14 protein-coding genes are annotated in these 17,724 nt (G+C 57.6%); 2 read left to right on the top strand and 12 right to left on the bottom strand.

All coding sequences use genetic code 11. From position 1 onward, the window contains the following. Nucleotides 1-70: 70 nt before the first annotated feature. From PFY00_RS04470 to PFY00_RS04450, 5 genes are all read right to left on the bottom strand, one after another. Complete coding sequence (locus PFY00_RS04470; RefSeq protein WP_271431298.1) at nucleotides 71-1,756, bottom strand: ABC transporter ATP-binding protein; 1,686 nt, start codon at nucleotides 1,754-1,756, stop codon at nucleotides 71-73. Between the two features lie 5 nt (nucleotides 1,757-1,761). Then, the gene (locus tag PFY00_RS04465; protein WP_271431297.1) at nucleotides 1,762-2,838 is read right to left on the bottom strand and encodes an ABC transporter permease; all 1,077 of its coding nucleotides are present in this window, start codon (nucleotides 2,836-2,838) and stop codon (nucleotides 1,762-1,764) included. A 90-nt stretch (nucleotides 2,839-2,928) separates the two neighbouring features. Beyond that, on the bottom strand, nucleotides 2,929-4,296 hold the full coding sequence (locus tag PFY00_RS04460) for a CmpA/NrtA family ABC transporter substrate-binding protein (RefSeq protein WP_271431296.1): 1,368 nt from the start codon (nucleotides 4,294-4,296) through the stop codon (nucleotides 2,929-2,931). 271 nt (nucleotides 4,297-4,567) lie between these two features. Continuing rightward, nucleotides 4,568-5,743, bottom strand: a complete 1,176-nt coding sequence (locus tag PFY00_RS04455; protein WP_271431295.1) for an ABC transporter substrate-binding protein — start codon at nucleotides 5,741-5,743, stop codon at nucleotides 4,568-4,570. Continuing rightward, the gene (locus PFY00_RS04450) at nucleotides 5,740-6,324 is read right to left on the bottom strand and encodes an ANTAR domain-containing response regulator (RefSeq protein ID WP_271431294.1); all 585 of its coding nucleotides are present in this window, start codon (nucleotides 6,322-6,324) and stop codon (nucleotides 5,740-5,742) included. Before PFY00_RS04450 ends, PFY00_RS04455 begins: the two co-directional genes overlap by 4 nt. Before the next feature lie 145 nt (nucleotides 6,325-6,469). On the opposite strand from PFY00_RS04450, the gene PFY00_RS04445 reads away from it, so the two are divergent. Beyond that, on the top strand, nucleotides 6,470-7,495 hold the full coding sequence (locus PFY00_RS04445) for a helix-turn-helix domain-containing protein (RefSeq protein WP_271431293.1): 1,026 nt from the start codon (nucleotides 6,470-6,472) through the stop codon (nucleotides 7,493-7,495). Between the two features lie 183 nt (nucleotides 7,496-7,678). Further along, a complete protein-coding gene (locus tag PFY00_RS04440; protein WP_271431292.1) occupies nucleotides 7,679-8,893 on the top strand; it encodes an acyl-CoA dehydrogenase family protein in 1,215 nt (404 codons plus the stop codon). A 62-nt stretch (nucleotides 8,894-8,955) separates the two neighbouring features. Here PFY00_RS04440 and PFY00_RS04435 read toward each other — a convergent pair whose 3' ends face one another. From PFY00_RS04435 to PFY00_RS04405, 7 genes are read right to left on the bottom strand one after another with little or no spacing between them, the layout of a single operon-like run. Beyond that, the gene (locus tag PFY00_RS04435; protein ID WP_271431291.1) at nucleotides 8,956-10,245 is read right to left on the bottom strand and encodes an aspartate aminotransferase family protein; all 1,290 of its coding nucleotides are present in this window, start codon (nucleotides 10,243-10,245) and stop codon (nucleotides 8,956-8,958) included. Between the two features lies 1 nt (nucleotide 10,246). Next, the gene (locus PFY00_RS04430; protein ID WP_271431290.1) at nucleotides 10,247-11,350 is read right to left on the bottom strand and encodes a mandelate racemase/muconate lactonizing enzyme family protein; all 1,104 of its coding nucleotides are present in this window, start codon (nucleotides 11,348-11,350) and stop codon (nucleotides 10,247-10,249) included. After that, a complete protein-coding gene (locus PFY00_RS04425; RefSeq protein WP_271431289.1) occupies nucleotides 11,347-11,952 on the bottom strand; it encodes a dimethylsulfonioproprionate lyase family protein in 606 nt (201 codons plus the stop codon). Before PFY00_RS04425 ends, PFY00_RS04430 begins: the two co-directional genes overlap by 4 nt. Beyond that, nucleotides 11,949-13,058, bottom strand: a complete 1,110-nt coding sequence (locus PFY00_RS04420; protein WP_271431288.1) for a mandelate racemase/muconate lactonizing enzyme family protein — start codon at nucleotides 13,056-13,058, stop codon at nucleotides 11,949-11,951. Before PFY00_RS04420 ends, PFY00_RS04425 begins: the two co-directional genes overlap by 4 nt. Beyond that, the gene (locus tag PFY00_RS04415; protein ID WP_271431287.1) at nucleotides 13,055-14,161 is read right to left on the bottom strand and encodes a mandelate racemase/muconate lactonizing enzyme family protein; all 1,107 of its coding nucleotides are present in this window, start codon (nucleotides 14,159-14,161) and stop codon (nucleotides 13,055-13,057) included. Before PFY00_RS04415 ends, PFY00_RS04420 begins: the two co-directional genes overlap by 4 nt. Then, the gene (locus PFY00_RS04410; protein WP_271431286.1) at nucleotides 14,158-15,243 is read right to left on the bottom strand and encodes an alcohol dehydrogenase family protein; all 1,086 of its coding nucleotides are present in this window, start codon (nucleotides 15,241-15,243) and stop codon (nucleotides 14,158-14,160) included. The genes PFY00_RS04415 and PFY00_RS04410 overlap by 4 nt, the downstream gene beginning before the upstream one ends. Continuing rightward, nucleotides 15,240-17,690 carry an FAD-dependent oxidoreductase gene (locus tag PFY00_RS04405; protein ID WP_271431285.1) on the bottom strand — a complete coding sequence of 817 codons (2,451 nt, stop codon included), beginning with the start codon at nucleotides 17,688-17,690 and terminating at the stop codon, nucleotides 15,240-15,242. Before PFY00_RS04405 ends, PFY00_RS04410 begins: the two co-directional genes overlap by 4 nt. Between the last annotated feature and the right edge of the window lie 34 nt (nucleotides 17,691-17,724).

Below are 17,724 nucleotides of genomic sequence, written 5' to 3'. Positions count from 1 at the left end.
CAGTAGATCGTCAGGTGATGAGGTGTTTCGCGGGCCCAATGTTCGGCGGCCTTTGTGACAAGCACCCCCATCACTCGGCAGCGATGGGATTGGGCGCAGACGCCTTGGGCTTGGGTTTCGCGCCGTGTTCGTATTCCTCAAGGAAATCGAGAACGTCCTGACGGTATTTGTAATAGTCAGGGTGCTCGAGCAGCGCCTTGCGGGTCCGCGGGCGCGGCAGGTCAACATCGACAATCTTGCCGATCGTGGCCTGCGGACCATTGGTCATCATCACAACGCGGTCCGCCAAGAGAATGGCCTCGTCCACGTCATGCGTCACACAGATCGCGGTGACCTTGGTGCGGGACCAAACCTCCATCAGGACTTCCTGCAATTCCCAACGGGTCAGGCTGTCGAGCATGCCAAAGGGTTCGTCCAGCAACAGCAACTTGGGGGACAAGGCAAACGCACGGGCAATGCCAACCCTTTGCTGCATTCCGTTGGACATTTCGGAGGCGGATTTCTCCATCGCATCGGCCAGCCCGACACGTTCCAGATAGTATTCCACAACATCTTGCCGTTCGGCCCGAGACGCGTTTGGATAGACCTTGTCGACACCAATGGCGCAGTTTTCGCGCGCGGACAGCCAAGGGAACAGGTTCGGCGATTGGAACACCACAGCCCGTTCAGGATCAGCACCTTCGACGTGGCGGCCATCCAGTTTGATCGCACCCTTTGAAATCGGGTTGAGGCCGGCTGCCATGGTCAGAACCGTCGACTTACCGCAACCCGAGTGCCCGATCAGGGAAATGAATTCACCGCGGTCAATCTTGAGATCGAAATCCTCAACAACGGTCAGCGGCCCCTTGGGTGTTGGATAGACTTTGTGCAATTGACTGAAGTCGAGGAACCGTTCGTCGATCAGGCCTTTTTGCGCCTCTTTGACCGCCGTTGGCACACCGTGAATGGGCGTGACATCCGGCAACTGCCTTGTTCCGTCAACACGTGCCTCGATACCCACATCCATCAGGTATTTCGTTACCTCGGCCCGCAGCGCCTTGAAGGTATCGTTCGTGTTCATCTCGATACGGTCACGGGGCCGCGGGATCGTGACAGAGAACTCCTGCCCCAGCGTTCCATCTGGATTGAGCGCAATGATCCGGTCCGCAAGAATGATGGCCTCATCCACGTCGTTGGTGATCAGAACACAGGTCTTTTTGTCTGCATCCCAGATCCCTTCAATCTCATCCGCCAGATTGGCCCGTGTCAGAGCATCCAAGGCGCTGAGCGGCTCATCGAGCAGCAACATTTCCGGGTTCATAGCCAAGGCGCGGGCAACGTTGACCCGCTGCCGCATCCCACCCGACAGTTCGGCCGGGCGCCGGGTCGCCGCGTGGCTTAGCCCGACCATGTCGACATAGTGCGCGACCTTCTCGGCCTTCTTGGCCTTGCTGAGACCGGGAAAGACCGTATCCACAGCCAGCCGGACGTTTCCTGTCACCGTCAACCACGGCATCAAGCTGTAGCTTTGAAAGATGACACCACGCTCCGGGCCAGGCCCCGTGATCGGAGCATCACGGTAGGTCACGCTGCCCGAGGTTGGTTTTTCCAATCCCGCCATCAGATTGATCAGCGTGGTCTTTCCCGTGCCCGAGAACCCAAGGATCACAAGGAACTCGCCCTCGGCCACTTCCAGATCAATCCCCTTGAGAACCTCTGTTTTGTTGGTGCCGGTCCCAAAGGATTTGGAGACGTTCTTGAATTGAAGAATACCCATCGCGATCACCGATTATTCGAAAAGGTGAACAGGGACTGCAGCGCATACATCACCCGATCCAGCAGGAACCCGATGATCCCGATTGTGAAGACAGCAACCATGATCTTGGCGAGTGAACTGGACGACCCATTCTGGAATTCATCCCAGACGAATTTTCCCAGACCAGGGTTCTGCGCGAGCATTTCCGCCGCGATCAGCACCATCCAACCGACTCCAAGGCTGAGACGCAGACCGGTAAAGATAAGTGGCAGCGCAGAGGGCAACACCAGCTTGGTGATCTTGGTATAGGTGTTCATCTTCAGGACCTTCGACACATTGACGAGATCCTTGTCGATCGAAGCAACGCCCAGAGAAGTGTTGATCAGCGTCGGCCAGAGCGAGCATAGCGTCACGGTGATCGCCGAGATCAGGAACGATTTTGCGAACCAGCCGTCCTGCGTGACATAAACAGCCGACACAATCATCGTCACGATCGGCAACCACGCCAAGGGCGAGACCGGTTTGAATATCTGGATCAAGGGATTCAGCGCGGCATTGGCCGTCGGTGACAAACCTGCTGCGATGCCCAGCGGAACCGCCACGACAGTCGCAATCAAAAAGCCGAAAAAGACCGTTTTGATCGATGTCCAGATCTGCTGATAGTACGTCGGAGCACCGGTGTAAGCACGCGTCTTGGGTTCCTTGCCCTGCGCAATCAGGCGTTCGTTCAGTTGCGCGACCTTGGCTTCGAACTTGGCTTTGCTTTCCGCCTTGGCCTGAGCGTCCTTGTGCAGGTTGACCGCTTCTGTCCAAACTTGGCTGGGTCCGGGAACCGCGCCGAGCGAAGTCTGGACCTTTGGCGCCAACGTGCCCCACATCAACAAAAAGGCGAAGATCGCCAGCAACGGCACCGCCAACAGGCGCCAGATTTCCTTGGCTTGTGCCTTTGGATTGTCACCTGCGGCCGCTTTGAGAACCGGGGTAAGCCAGCTCAGTCCCAGAACCTGAAACCATTTGTCGGCGGTGTTGATGCGGGTGAAGAGCCGGGCACGGCGCGCTTCGCGCTCTGCGTCATCGGAAAAATTCGGGTCAACGGTTGTCATGTTTTTCTGCCTTCAGGTCAGACAATTGAATGCGGGGATCGATCCCGCCCTGTTTCTAAAAATCAGAGCGGGATCTGGCTTTGGCTGGGGTTAGCCTTCGACCTCGTTGCCAACGATCTTCTGTTCAGCCTTCAGGCCAATCGGCAGGCTTTGGAGATAGGCATTCGGGGCACGACCGTCGTATGAGATGCCGTCAATGATGTCGGCCGCAGGTGTCGGCGCCTTGTACCCATCACTATCCCAGGGGAAATCGGCCTCGTTAGCCAGCCCCTCATCGACCAGCAGCTTGGCCGCTTCGAGATAGATTTCGGGCTTGTAGACCTTCTTGGCGACCTCATCGTACCAAGCGTCGGATTTGGGCTCGGCGATCTGTCCCCAGCGGCGCATCTGGGTCAGATACCAGATTGCATCAGAGTAGAACGGATATGTCGCATTGTAGCGGAAGAACACGTTGAAATCCGGGATATCGCGCTTGTCGCCTTTCTCGAATTCAAAGAACCCGGTCATCGAGTTGGCAATTACTTCGTAGTCTGCGCCGACGTATTCCGGACGAGACAGGATTTCGACCGCTTCGGGCCGGTTGGCGTTCTCGTTTTCATCCAGCCAGATCGCAGCGCGGATCAGCGCCTTGGTCACCGCAAGCGTGGTGTTTGGGTACTTTTCGGCAAATTCGGCCGTAATGCCAAAGACCTTTTCAGGGTTGTTCTTCCACAGCTGATAATCCGTGATGACCGGGACACCGATCCCTTTGAACACCGCCTGTTGGTTCCATGGCTCACCAACGCAGTACCCATAGATCGTACCGGCCTCGAGCGTGGCCGGCATCTGCGGCGGAGGCGTAACCGAAAGGAAGACATCTGCGCCGATCTGACCAGTCACGTTTTCCGGGCTGTAATAACCGGGATGCAGTCCACCCGCCGCCAGCCAGTAGCGCAATTCATAGTTATGCGTCGAAACCGGGAAAACCATTCCCATGTTGAACGGCTTACCTTCGGCAGCAAATTCTTCGACGACAGGCGCGAGCGCTTCGGCGCTGATCGGGTGTTGCGGGCGACCGTCATCCATCTTGGGGATATGCGGCAGCATCTTTTCCCAAACCTCGTTGGAGACTGTGATGCCGTTGCCGTTCAGGTCCATGGAAAACGGTGTGATGATGTGGGCTTCAGTGCCAAAGCCGATGGTCGCCGCCAGCGGCTGACCTGCCAGCATGTGCGCGCCGTCCAGCTGGCCATCGATCACACCATCCAGTAGCACCTTCCAGTTGGCCTGCGCTTCAAGCGTTACAAACAGCCCTTCATCGAGGAAGTAGCCATTCTCATAGGCAACCGCGAGAGGCGCCATGTCGGTCAGCTTGATAAAGCCGAATGTCAGTTCGTCTTTTTCAAGCTCAAGCATTTCGGCAAAGGCCGGACTGGCCATAGCCGTGGTCGTCACGAGGCCGAGAAGAAGGTTTTTCATCATCTGTCCTTTCGAAGTGCCCGGAAATGAGGAGGTGCCGGGCAAACGCAAAAAAGGCCGTTCACTGCCCGCCGAATATGTTCAGCGGAGAGCGAGCGACCTTGCTCAGAATTTCCCTGTCAGTGGGAAGGAATTCGACGAGGCCCACCCCGTTGCAGGCCTGTGATTAGAGTTTTGCGGCAGCGCAGCATTTTGAAAAGCCATACTTTGGTTTTTCCGTTCAGACCTGCTGAGATTCCGCTTTCAGTCGAAAAATCTGCCTAAGAATTGATCACCTGACCGCAGAGGGATCAAAAACGCGGCTGTCAAAGAATGCATCGGGCAACAGTCGGAGGCTGCCCTGAGCCGACGCAACCGGCGTTTCGACGCGAATCGAACCTTCAACCTTTTCCGACGCGCCGGGCAGATCTCCGCCCGTTGGCACCATGTGTTGTCTGTGCAGGTCAGCACGGAAAACGCCAAACGCAGCCTCATTGGCCTGATCTGTGGGTATCCCGTGCACGCGAGCCAATCGGTTGGCGATCCATTTTGCCTGACTGCGCCAAGGGAATGTTGCAGCCCCTGCATGGAACTCCACGAAATGATCCACCTGTCTTTGTTCGCCGCGCGCCGACACGGTCAATTGGCCGGTCAAGGCCCTGTCGATCAGTTCTGCCGAAACGTCGAGATAGGCCTTTCGGGACAAAAGTTCGCTGGCTGTGCTTCGGCTTTGAGGCTGAGCAAGCCACCGGCCTGCCCGCCAGACTGCGCGCATCAGACGACCGACCAGATCCGGTTCGGTGTCGGCCCAGTCACTGCGGGTTGCCAGAACTTTTTCCGGTGCGAAATTCCAAATGGCTTTGCCAGGCAATAGCAGCGCACCAACGCCCTGTTCGACAGCTACCGACCCCCACGGCTCGCCAACACAAAAGGCATCAACGTCTCCGGCAGCCAATGCGCTGGCCATCAGAGGTGGTGGCACTGTCCGGATTTCGATCCCCTGATCTGCAATCTGCGTAGCCTCGCCCCAATAATTCAGCAACTCGACATGCATCGAGAAGGGAAACGGCACGCCGAATGTCAAAGGGCGCTTTTGCACCGACGCCAGCGCGCGCGCTGCGGCGATCGGATCGGCAAAGTCAAATCCATAGCCCTTTGCCCGCAATGCATTCTCAAGCGCGTTTCCAACACCGATAACATTGCCATTCACGGACATGACGGAAACCGCCGACAAGGGTGTCGAAACCCCGCCAAGGTGCATCGCCATGGCTATTGGGATCGGGGACAGCATATGCGCGGCATCAACGCGGCCAAAGGCCAGCATGTCCCGAACCGACGACCAGGAAGGCGCGGCAATCAAATCGAGCGCGATGCCCTCTGCTTCGGCAAATCCCATTTCATGCGCAACAATCAGCGGTGCCGCATCCACGAGTGGCACATATGCGACGGGTATCGAAACTGTCTTCATCCCAACAACCCCGACGCAGTCACAAGCGCTTCGGCAACGTCAGCCACGCGCCTTCCCTGATCCATCGCTGTCTTGCGCAGCAATGCATAGGCCGCGTCTTCGTCGATGCCTTTGGCCTTCATCAAAAGTCCCTTGGCACGATCAATCACCTTGCGCTCTTCCAGCGCGCGGCGCGTTTCAGCCAATTCGTTGCGCATTTGCCGGACCATGGAGAACCGCGCAATTGCCGTATCCATCACAGGTTTAATCCGTTCGGGCGACAGTCCATCGACAACATAGGCCGACACGCCAGCTTCGATGGCCGCCTGCGCAAGTCCGCCCGCGGCACCGGACACGAACATCGCGACCGGCCGATCCAAGGGACCGGAGGCCAGCGTCAGTTCCTCCATCATGTCCCGTGTTGGATTGTCGATGTCGATCAGGACAATGTCCGGCACATGGGCCGCAATCTTCCGTGCGAGGCCGCTGGCATTTCCGATCACGAAAACATCGCAATCTTCTGCGGCCGTAAGTGCATCTACGATCCCAAGCGCGCGGTCTCGGTCTTCTTCGACCACGACGACTGTTAGTTTTTCTGCCATAGCGGTGCAGTGGCAAAAAACAGAAATCAGATGCAACGCAATTGCGGCAAAACCACCAACCGAAAGGCAATCAGCCTGTGCAAAAAGCGGAAGCTGCACATTTTTGCGGCATTTCCCAGAGTTCAATGGTAGCGCAATACGGGTCATGACGCAGGATCGACCGACCATCCTATCAACCGTTTCAAGCCAGTTCATAGAAGACTGGCTGATCGCTTTGCGGGCGCTGTGTTCGGACGCGCAATACAAATCGCTGATCCAGCGTTCCGATCTGATCGCAGAGACCGGGCAGCTCTATGGGCGGGTCACGCTGGATCAAATCGTCTGTCTGTATCAACTGGCCGCCGTTGAAACCGGCGACGAAATGATGGGCCTCTGGAGCCGCCCGATCCGACCCCGCGCGCTTCAGCATTTGCTGACATCCGTTCGCGAAGCGCGCTCTCTGCCCGCCGCGCTCTACCGTTTTTCGACGTTCTGGAACCTGCTATTGGATGACTACCAGTTCAGGCTGACAGAAACCGACAATCTCGTGCAGCTGCATCTACACCCACACGACAAAGCGCCCGTTCAGCGCTTTGGTCACATGCTGATCCTGAAGCTTGCCCATGGGCTTTTGTCATGGCTGGCTGGACACGAAGTGCCAATCAAAGGGGTCGATTTCGTTTTTGATCGGCCTGACTTTGATCAGGACTATGCCATTATCTTCCCCGCAGCCATTCAGTTTGGCCAAGCCAACACATGCATGACGTTCGACCCCAGTGCCTTTGGTCCGGTTGAACCTCGCAGCCCGGCAGACCTGAACGACTTTCTGAAGAACGCGCCGAGGGACTGGGTGTTTACCAGTTCTCGTGAGCACACCCAGTCCTTGCGGGTTCGCACTTTGCTCAGCCAGAGCGATTGGAGCGATGCGACCCTGGAGCGGACAGCGCGCGTCATGAATATGACACCACGGACACTGATCCGGCGACTGGATGCAGATGGAACATCCTTTCAGGGCATCAAGGATGCACTCAGGCGTGACATCGCAATCCGCGATCTGCAATCCGGATTCAAAAGTGTGGAAACGATCGCGCAGGGCGTTGGGTTTTCATCTGCCGCAAATTTTCATCGTGCCTTTCAAAGGTGGACCGGCAGCACGCCAACGTCATACAGAAGATCGTTCCGCAAGCGCTGAATTTTTGTCACTTTTGGACAATAGATTGTCACGGCAAGAGATTTCAAAAGGGCTTTTCTCTGCATACTTTGGCAAAGTATAGGGATTTTCGCGGAAATTTCTGCGCAACCACAATTATTAACTGCCGCTGAGACCACATATCAGTGGCGGTTTTCGACAATATCACAGGAGTCGACGCAAGACATGTCCGACAAGCTTAACGCCCTCCTACAAGCCGCAAACGATCACGCCAAACAAGTGATCTTGCCCAATGTCGACGCGTGGAACGCTGCTGGCGTTTGGCCGCGTGCCGCCTCTGATCTGGCTGGGGCCGCAGGCCTGACGGGCCTCTATGCGCCCGAAGAACTCGGCGGTCAGGGGCTGCCGCTCTCCGAAGGCATTCAGATTTATGAACAGCTTGGACTGGGTGACGGCGCTTATGCCTTTGCACTTTCCATGCACAACATCTGCACCTTCGCAGGTTGCGGCTACGGCACTGACGCATTCAAGGAAACTTGGGCACGCGATCTGACTTCGGGTCGCAAGCTGGCCAATTTCGCTTTGACAGAACCTCAGTCCGGCTCTGACCCGGTTCAGATGCAAACCAAGGCCACGATAAACGGCGACGGCACCTGGACGATCAATGGCGCAAAAGCTTGGGTCAGTCTGGCAGGCGAAGCAGACATCTATTTCACCGTCGTGAAAACGACAGATGAGCCGGGCCACCACGACATGGCCATGATTGCCATTCCTGCCGACAGCCATGGCCTGAGTTTTGGGCCGAAGTACCAAACACCCTCATACAATTTCTTGCCCATGTCAGAGATGTACATGCATGACGTCGTGGTCAGCGAAGAAAACATCATTCTGCCCGTCGGCCAGGGTTTGCAGGGGTCTTTGATGGCCATCGACATTGCGCGGGTATCCATTGCCTCCGGATGTTGTGGCCTGATGCAGTCTGCTTTGGATACGGCGCTGGCTTATTCAAAAAACCGCAAGATGTTTGGCGGCAAGAACCTTGATCTCGACGGCATTCAATGGATGCTGGGCGAAGTCGCCACGGATCTCGAAGTCTCGCAACTGCTGTATCGCAAAGCCGCAGCAGCACTTGGCACGCCCGAAGGTCCTTTGATGGCTGCCCATGCAAAACGCTTTGTTCCGGATGCAGCCGTCAAAGCAGCCAATACCTGCACGCAGGTGCTGGGCGGCATGGGCCTGCTACAACCCTATGGTCTGGACCGTTTGTCCCGCCTGTCACAAATGCTGCGGATCGTGGACGGAACAACAGAGATCAGCCGCGTTGTGATCGGCCGGGCCTTGAAAAAGCGCGCAGCAACGCTGGGCGATCTTCCAATCCCAAAGGGATTTGCCGAAGCCGGTGGCGCCGCGACACTTCGCGACGCAAAGAACGTCGCCTAATCCACGCACGACACAATATGGAACACCCGGTCGCTCAATGCCCCGGGTGTCCCACACCTTGATCAAGCGCCTGACTGCATCTCTCCGATCGATTGAACAGCCCGCCGGATCGCTTGGCTTGTCAGTTCAAAATCATCAGCGGTCAGGGCCAAGGACGGATAGAGTTTGCCGGGCGACTTGAATACGCCATTGTCACGCAAGACCTGATTAAAGCGTTCATTGACGGCGGGATGATCGTGCCGGGCGTTTCGATAATCCGTACAGGCCTGCCCGGTGAAATAGACATCGAAAAGCGTTTCGTCCCCGCAGATCTGATGCGCCAGGCCCGCTTTGGTCAGCGCAGAAGACAACATGTTTTGCAACTGCTCGCCATTGTTTCGCAATTGCGCATATGCCCCATCCCGCCTGAGCACCTCCATCGTCTTCAAGCCTGCCGCCGATGCGACCGGATTTCCGGAAAGGGTTCCCAGCTGCATCAGCCAATCAGCAGCGCCGACAACAGACTTGTCGAAGTGCTTCATGATTTCCGCGCTGGCGCCCAGCGCCGCCAATGGAAATCCACCGCCAATGATCTTGCCCAATGTGCAGATATCCGGCGTCACGCCATATCGCTCCTGCGCCCCGCCATAGGCCAATCGAAATCCTGTCACGATTTCATCGAATATCAACAAAACCCCATTCCGGGTGCACAGTCTGCGAAGCCCCTGCAAATATCCGGGCAACGCAGGAATGATGCGTTGCAAAGGCTCGACTATGATCGCTGCGACATCCGGGTTTTCCGCCAGCAGCATTTCGACAGCCGCCAGATCATTGTACGGCGCGATCAACATTTGATCGGCCACGCCTTGGGGGATACCCGCGCTGTCAGGAACTGCTTGGGGAAAGTTCACCCGTGCATTGGGTGCAAGGCTCATCTGAGCCTCAGCGCTCATGCCATGATAGCCGCCTTCGAACTTCAGGATTTTGGTCCGCCCCGTGTAGGCCCGCGCCAACCGCATGGCGTACATGTCAGCTTCGCCGCCGGACGCAACAAACCGAACCTGTTCGCAGCAAGCCACCGCATCCACGATGGCTTCGGCCAGTTCAATGCCTTTGCTGTTGTTGGCGAAAAAGGTCATGCCTTTTGGCAGTTGCTCGAGAACAGCCTCCATGACTTCCGGGTGCCCGTGACCCAGCAGCATGGGGCCAGAGCCAATCAGGTAGTCGACATATTCCCGGTCATTTTCGTCCCAGACACGGCTACCCTGTCCGCGCGCAATGATGATGCCCGGATCAAAATTGCCAAACCCACCCGCCGGCAACACAGCCTGTGCGCGCTCAATCCATTCCGATTGCGTCAGTAACTTCTGCATGTCACGAAATCTCCAGAATTGGTTGACCAAGCACAGACATGTCAGGTTCAACCCCCAAACCCGCCCCTTCAGGCGGCGCGATGCGACCATCCTTGCGAACAGGAGCCATCGGTCCGATCCGGGGTGCCACGTAGTGCGACAGGTCACAGACATTCAACAACGCGCCCTGCGGTGTCGAAGCCGCAAAGTGCAACGAGGCGGCCATAACAATATCGGATCCCCAGGTGCATTCCGCGCAAATCTCTGCGCCAAGATGCACAGTCAGATCCCGCGCCCGGCGCATGGCAGAAAGACCGCCAAACTTTGACAGTTTGAGCGCAACTGCATCCAGACAGCCCAACTCAGCGGCCCGCATCAGGCTGGCCTGATCGTAGGCGCATTCGTCTATTTTCATCGGCAATCCCGTTGCGAGCCGAACGGCTGCGCAATCTTCCAGCGTTTTGCAGGGCTGCTCCAACATGACATCCAGATGTTGAACGGCCCGCCCGGTCCGGGTTGCTTGCAGCTTGGTCGCGCCGCAATTCCAATCACCGTAGACCAAAGGGCCGGGCCCCACGGCATCGCGCACTTTGATCAACCGTTCTGCATCCGTCTGCCAATCGGCATCGGCGCCCAGTTTGACCTGAAACTGCCGAATTCCGGTCGCATAGGCTTCTTTGGCCATCCGCGCCATGTCGTCGGGGTCAACGCAAGTAATGGAATGATAAATCGGCATGTCCCGGTGCGTACGACCGCCCAGCAGCGCATAGAGCGGCAAGTCCACTGCCTTTCCGAATAGATCCCACAAAGCCATATCCACAATTGATTTGGCATGTGCGTGCCCAACCAGAAAACCATCCAGCTTGCGCATCGGAGCATCCACCCCCAATGGGGTTATACCCAGGATCTCAGGGGCCATTTCTGCAACTGCGCTTGGAACACCCTTGGCAAAAGCCGGCAGATAGTGCGGGATCGGACAGACTTCACCCCAACCTCTAAAACCATTGTCCGTTTCCAGACAGAGCACATGGCTTTCGACAGTGGCGCAGGTCTTGCCTTCGGCCATGTAGTAAGTTTCGTGACTGGTCAGCGCGACGGACCACAATGACAGCTTCTTGATCTTCATCTGTCCGGACCCTCCAATCGTGACTTTTGCAGCAAACCCTCGCCTTGCCAGATCGTGCCAACGATCAAGGGTGTGTCGCCAACGGCAAAGCCATGGGTTTGCCAAGGGGCGTGATGTACCAAATCCCCCGGACCAACCCGGCGCTTGGGGCGGCCCGCGCTGTCAAACACGGCATCGCCTGACAGGATCACATAGGTTTCTTTGGGCCCATGCGCATGGGCCGGATAAGTATAGCCAGCGCCCCAAATCGCTATGGCGATGCGCAGGGAAGCGGAAACGATTGGACCGTCGGGCGACACCAGATGCGCCCAGCCGTAGTCATCAAGCCACCCCTGTGACATGCCATCCTGAAGCCCATATGTTTGTTGCCAACGCAGAAAACCCACAGCGTCCTTCAGCGCGTCGATGACAGGCGTGACACCGGTTGCCCCCTCGATCTGCCGGCAGGCTGGCAGATATCTGGGTTCTTCGGCGCACCATTCGAAAGAAGATAGGCACAGGTCCAAGTCCCCTGCGGCATCCGCAGTCCGCACCAGTTCCGCAAGCAAGTCGCGCACCCGTTGCTCGGGACATGCCCCGGATTTTGCCGTCGCCAGCGTCACGCTGCATAGACCCCGACAGGATCGCCCAAAGTGTCTTCGTCGGGATGAACACCCAGACCCGGCGCTTCGGGTAGATGCAAATGCCCGTCAATGTTGCGCGGTCCACGCCCACCAGCAATCTCAGCTGTGATCATGTCCTGACAGGCCCAAACCGCATAACAATTGTCGTCCGGGATCGTCGCCGCCAGATGCAGCGCCTCTGTATCAGCCAAGACAGACCCGCCTGTAGCCATGACGAACATGTCTATTCCGTGCGCCAAGGCGATGTCACGCATACGCGCCGCCTTTGTCAGCCCGCCAACACGATTGAGCTTGATACCAAAGATTTCAGCAATGCCTTCGCGGGCAATCCGGGCGGCATCCTGCAATGTTACAAGACTTTCATCGACCGAAACCGGGCTGGCATGCTTGTTTGAAATCGCTGCGATATCATCAAGCGTCTCGCAGGGCTGCTCCACCATAACATTGAGGTCTTCCACGGCGCTCATCACGCGAAGAGCCTGCTGACGCGTCCATCCACGGTTCACATCGTAAAGAACGATGTCGCCGGGATTGCGCAGGGACTCGACATCCCGGATGCGTTCGATGTCACGCTTGACGTCTCCGCCGATCTTGACGGAATGGGCGATATAACCGCGCTGGCGATAGCGGTCGATCACCGCGCGGGTTTCGTCAACTGTCTTGGCCCCAACAGAGGATGCAATGGGCCGCGGTGTGCGGGATCCGCCGCCCATCAAGTCGGCGATCGGCTGGCCCGCAGCCTGCCCCGCAATATCCCAGCAAGCCATGTCGATCGGGCTCTTGGCATATAGGTGGCCCGGCAAGGCAAGGTCCATCGCCCGCTCCACATCCAGCACCCGGCGCGGGTCAAGCCCGATGATGAAGGGTGCCATGGTTTCGATCCCGGCCCGGATACCCGGCCCATGCGCGGGAACATATGTATGCCCCCATGGCGTACCTTCGCCCCACCCCGTGATGCCAGCGTCGGTCTCGACTTTGACGATTGTTGCATCAAGGCATTCAAACTTCAGACGACCGCCAGACAACCAATAGCGATGCTCCAGCGGCAAATCCGTTTGAAAAACAGACACACGTGTAATCTTCATAGCGCATACTCCGCTATTGGGGTGCCAAGACTCTCGAAATCCGCAACGACGCCCATCCCGGGCACGTCCGGCGCATACAACTTGCCGTCTTTCGCTACCGCGCCGCCGATCCCGGTCGAAGCAGTATTGTAGTTCATCAAATCCGTCGTGTTCTGCAGATACTCCTCCGGTGTGGAGGTCGCAAAATGAGCCACAGCAGCCGTGGCAATCTCTCCGCCCCAGCTGTCTTCGCTGACAACGGCGATGCGATTTTCGATCAGAAATTCCCTGACCCGGCGTGCCTTTGACAGCCCCCCCAAGTTGGAAATCTTGAGACAGCAAATTTCGGCACCCCGGTCCGCCACGATACGTTGCGCGGCCGCCATGCCCGACACGCATTCATCAAGTTTCATAGGTTGCTGGGCCACCCGGCGAACCTGCTGGCATTCTTCGTAGGTTCTACAAGGCTGCTCTAGGATAAAGTCCAGTTCCGGCGTTGCCCTTGCCACGCGGATCGCATTGTCCACACGCCATCCTTGATTGGCGTCTGCCATGGCTTTCTCTCCCGGCTCTAGCAAGGCAACCCCCGCATGAATCCGGTCAATATCCGAAGCCCAATCACTACCAACCTTGATCTGAAACTGTCGATAACCCTCTGCGCGATAGCGCTGCATTTCGGCCAGGGTGTCCTGCGTCGCCTTTTGTGGCGCAACCCGGTACATCGGCGCTCCGTCTGTCAATTTGCCGCCGAGCAGCATCCACACTGGTTGCCCGCAGGCCTGTCCGAGAATATCCCAGCAGGCCGCATCAAACGGGGCTTTGGCATAGCCATGCCCCTGAACCACATGATCCATGATCCGCTCAATCCGGGCCACTTGTCGGGGGTCTTCACCCAGCAAAACAGGCGCCGCCAGCCGGGCAAAGGCTTCGACACCCTCGGAATGGGCGACCATGTAGTTTTCGCCACAAGGGGTGAATTCACCACAGCCTTGCAGACCTGCGTCTGTATCTATGACAACGACGCTTGCCTTGGCCGTCTCAATTGCGTTGCCCGCCCCCCAGACATAGGCCCCACCAACGTAGGGCAAATCTGTCTTGAAGATGCGGATGCGGGTGATTTTCACGGGAGTACCACGATATTGCCAGTGTGTTCTTTCGCGATGAAGGCCGCCTGTGCGTCGCGCAGATCGCGCAGACCATAGGTGGCGGCCAGTGCTGGCTGGATCTCACCGGCTTCGATATATTTGACCAAGTTGCGTGTCACATCGGGCGCGATTATCGTCGAACCGGTAAAGGTCAGATCGCGCAAATAGAAAGTACGCAGATCAAGATTGACCATCGGCCCGGCGATCGCGCCGGAACACGTGTAGCGCCCACCCCTTTCCAGGACATCGATCAGGGTTGGCCAGTATGAGCCGCCTACGATATCCGCAACAACGGTGACCTTCTCGTCGCCAAGCGCGCTGCGCAAGTCATCCGGGTCCCTTGGCAGAATCCGATCCGGTCCCAGCCGGGCAACCTCGGGATGTTTTGGCTTGGATGCCATTGCGATGACACGTGCGCCGCGCCTCTTGGCCAGTTGGACCAGCGCACCACCAACGCCGCCCGACGCACCCGGCACCAAAACGGTGTCATCTTTGGTGACGTTGGCCCGGCTCAACATGCCCTCGGCCGTTGAGTAGGAACAAGAGAACGTGGCAAGCTCGGCATCGCTCAGCTCCGACTGGATCGCAATGGCGTTCTGGGCGGGGATCGTTGTGAACTCGGCAAATCCACCATCCCGCTCTGACCCGAAATAGCCGGTCTTGTTCATGTCCTGGGGGTCGTCCGGATCCCTGAGCCAATTGTCCGTGATGACGCGTTCTCCGATACGGCCCGGGTTCACCCCGGCACCGACGCCAACGATCTCACCGCAAACGTCGGCACCCTGTATCCGCGGAAAGGAAATCGGTGCGCCGCCCCAGGTTGGATCCTCTTCATTCACGGCCTCGAACGCCCCGCCTGTCGTCGGAGCGGTGACTGCCTTTGAGTACCAGCCAGACCGGGTATTCACGTCAGTGTTGTTCAACCCGCACGCGCCAACCTTGATCAACACCTCTCCGGCAGCGGGGGCCGGTCGCGGCCATGCGTCATGCCAGACCATTTGGTCCAGATCGCCATGGCCCATCGTAACCATGGCACCCATTGTTGGTTGGGCACCACTCATTCTGCCGCCTCCTGCACCGCATCCGTTCGCGGCAACAGGCTTTGAGGATCATATGCTGGCTCTGACAAAACGCGGGCCGCACGCGGTTTGCCATGGATCAAAACCTCAAGAATCGTCCCGGCCTGCGCAGCGCTGGGTTTGACATAGGCAAAGGCCAATATCTTTTCGACCGTATGCCCATAAGCCACCGAAGCCGTCGAGCCGACCACGTGACCGCCCTGCAAAACGGCTTCACCGCCGTGACCGTCAGCGATCCCGTCAGGTTCTATTTCCAGATACGCACAGACCCAGGGCATTTCAGTATTGAAGGTCTCAGCTGAACCAAGGAACGCTTTATCTTGACGGGCAAATCGAAGGACATCAGCCTCGGCCAGCGTGACTTCGTTGGTCAACTCGCCTGCACCCTTGAAGCCCTTTTCCATGCGCAGCACATTCATTGCGAAGCTGCCGTAGTCCGCAATGCCGTGCGGCTCACCTGCTGCCCACAGCGCGTTGTAGACATCAAGGCAGGCCGCATTGGGCATATGCAGTTCCCAACCCAATTCACCGGCGTAAGACACGCGCATCGCCCAGACCTGATGACCGGCAACAGAAATCTGTTGCGCGGACAACCAGCGGAAACCGGCATTGGACAGGTCTGCATCAGTGCACGCGCCCAGCACATCCCGGGCCTTCGGGCCGTTGAGCGCCAGAGCGGACCAGGCTTCTGACAGCGCCGTGACCTGTACATCTTCGCCGGCTCGATGCTGCGCAAGATGGTCTAGCAGACGTTGTTCAAAAAAGGCTGCGCAAACCAGATAGAACCGGTCATCTGCCATCCGAACAATCGTTGTCTCTAACTCAATACGCCCACGCCGGTTGAGCATGTGGGTCAAGGTAATAGACCCGTTTTTCTGTGGCATTCGATTGGCAACTAAGCGGTCCAGCAAGGCATAGGCGTCTGGCCCTGCCACTTCGACCTTGGTGAAAGCCGTCACATCAATCAAACCAACCCGTTCACGCACGGCGCGCACCTCGGCAGCGACCATGTCATCCACTGGCGTTCTGTTGAACGAATAGTGGTCCTCCTGCGCGATCCCTCTGGCAAAGAACCTGGGGCGCTCAAAACCGTAGACCTCTTCGTGTACCGCGCCTTTGGACTTCAAGACATCGTGCAGCGGAGAAGGTTTGATCGGTCGCCCGGCCAGCCTGTTGAAATGTGGAAACGGGATCTCGTGGCGAAGGCAGTAGTCCTCTTCGGCTTTGATGACCTGCCACTCCTTTGTCGCGTAGCCACCAAAGCGGCGTGGGTCGTAGTCGCGCATGGAGATGTCTGCGGATCCGTGCACCATCCAACGGGCAAGTTCGCGGGTCAGACCCGGCCCCCAACCGATACCGATCTGCGTGCCGCAGCAACACCAATAGTTGCGCACACCCGGCGCGGGGCCGATCAACGGGTTGCCGTCCGGGGGATGACTGATCGCGCCATGCACCTCGCGCTGAATACCCAGTTCGGAAAAGATCGGCATCCGATTCAGGCTCTCTTCGAGATAGGGCATCACCCGATCATAGTCGGCATCAAACAGCCAGTTTTCGTAGTCCCACGGACAATGATCGTGCCAGACCGAGTTCGGGTTCTCTTTCTCGTAGATTCCGATCAACCCGCGCTTTTGCTCCATGCGGATGTAACCCGAGACTTTCTTGTCATCGCGTATGACAGGCAGTTCCCGATCCAGCGCTTCGAACTCCGGCACGGGTTCGGTGACGAAATAATGGTGCGTCATGGAAGTCATGGGCAATTGAAGACCCGACCATTCCCCCATTTGGCGCGCATATGTTCCGCCTGCATTCACCACATGTTCGCAGGTTATGGTGCCGCGCGCCGTTTCGACGATCCACTCACCATTGGTAGCCTGCGTGATGTTCGTCGCGCGACAATTGCGGAAAATCCGCACCCCTTTCTGACGGGCACCAGCGGCCATGGACATGGTCACATTGGTCGGGTCCACATGGCCATCATCAGGCGTGTGCAAAGCGCCCAGTACACCATCGAGATTGTAAAACGGATGCAACTCGGCGATCCGGTCCGGCCCAACCAGTTCGATATTGAACCCCAACGCACGCCCGACGGAAAGCGTGTGCCGCAACCAGTCCATTTCGTCTTCGGTATAGGCCAGCCGAAAGGAGCCACAACCATGCCAAGTGACCGCCTGACCGGTCTCTGCCTCCAAGGCACCGGAGTAGAGCCCAATGTTGTAGTCGACGCATTTTCCCAATCCAAAACTGGACGTTGAATGCGTGATCTGCCCCGCTGCGTGCCAGGTGCTGCCCGAAGTCAGCTCAGCCTTTTCCAAAAGGACTGTATCAGCGCCCCAGCCTTCGTGGCCAAGATGATAGGCCAGGCCCACCCCCATGACGCCACCGCCCACAATCACCACACGCGCCTGCGTCGGAAATTCAGCCACCACAACGAATCCTTTCGGTTTGCGTTTTCGCTCGACA

It is taken from the genome of Thalassococcus lentus (assembly GCF_028023555.1).
Taxonomy (GTDB): Bacteria; Pseudomonadota; Alphaproteobacteria; order Rhodobacterales; family Rhodobacteraceae; genus Thalassococcus_A; species Thalassococcus_A lentus.
Note: the sequence above shows the minus strand (reverse complement) of the source record. Positions and strands in the feature narration are given on the sequence as shown.

What these genes read in the sequence shown, in the direction of transcription:
- PFY00_RS04460 (WP_271431296.1), bottom strand. Translation starts at nt 4,296, where the DNA reads ATGAAAAACCTTCTTCTCGGCCTCGTGACGACCACGGCTATGGCCAGT.
- PFY00_RS04445 (WP_271431293.1), top strand. Translation starts at nt 6,470, where the DNA reads ATGACGCAGGATCGACCGACCATCCTATCAACCGTTTCAAGCCAGTTC.
- PFY00_RS04440 (WP_271431292.1), top strand. Translation starts at nt 7,679, where the DNA reads ATGTCCGACAAGCTTAACGCCCTCCTACAAGCCGCAAACGATCACGCC.
- PFY00_RS04420 (WP_271431288.1), bottom strand. Translation starts at nt 13,058, where the DNA reads ATGAAGATTACACGTGTGTCTGTTTTTCAAACGGATTTGCCGCTGGAG.
- PFY00_RS04430 (WP_271431290.1), bottom strand. Translation starts at nt 11,350, where the DNA reads ATGAAGATCAAGAAGCTGTCATTGTGGTCCGTCGCGCTGACCAGTCAC.
- PFY00_RS04465 (WP_271431297.1), bottom strand. Translation starts at nt 2,838, where the DNA reads ATGACAACCGTTGACCCGAATTTTTCCGATGACGCAGAGCGCGAAGCG.
- PFY00_RS04455 (WP_271431295.1), bottom strand. Translation starts at nt 5,743, where the DNA reads ATGAAGACAGTTTCGATACCCGTCGCATATGTGCCACTCGTGGATGCG.
- PFY00_RS04470 (WP_271431298.1), bottom strand. Translation starts at nt 1,756, where the DNA reads ATGGGTATTCTTCAATTCAAGAACGTCTCCAAATCCTTTGGGACCGGC.
- PFY00_RS04410 (WP_271431286.1), bottom strand. Translation starts at nt 15,243, where the DNA reads ATGAGTGGTGCCCAACCAACAATGGGTGCCATGGTTACGATGGGCCAT.
- PFY00_RS04450 (WP_271431294.1), bottom strand. Translation starts at nt 6,324, where the DNA reads ATGGCAGAAAAACTAACAGTCGTCGTGGTCGAAGAAGACCGAGACCGC.
- PFY00_RS04435 (WP_271431291.1), bottom strand. Translation starts at nt 10,245, where the DNA reads ATGCAGAAGTTACTGACGCAATCGGAATGGATTGAGCGCGCACAGGCT.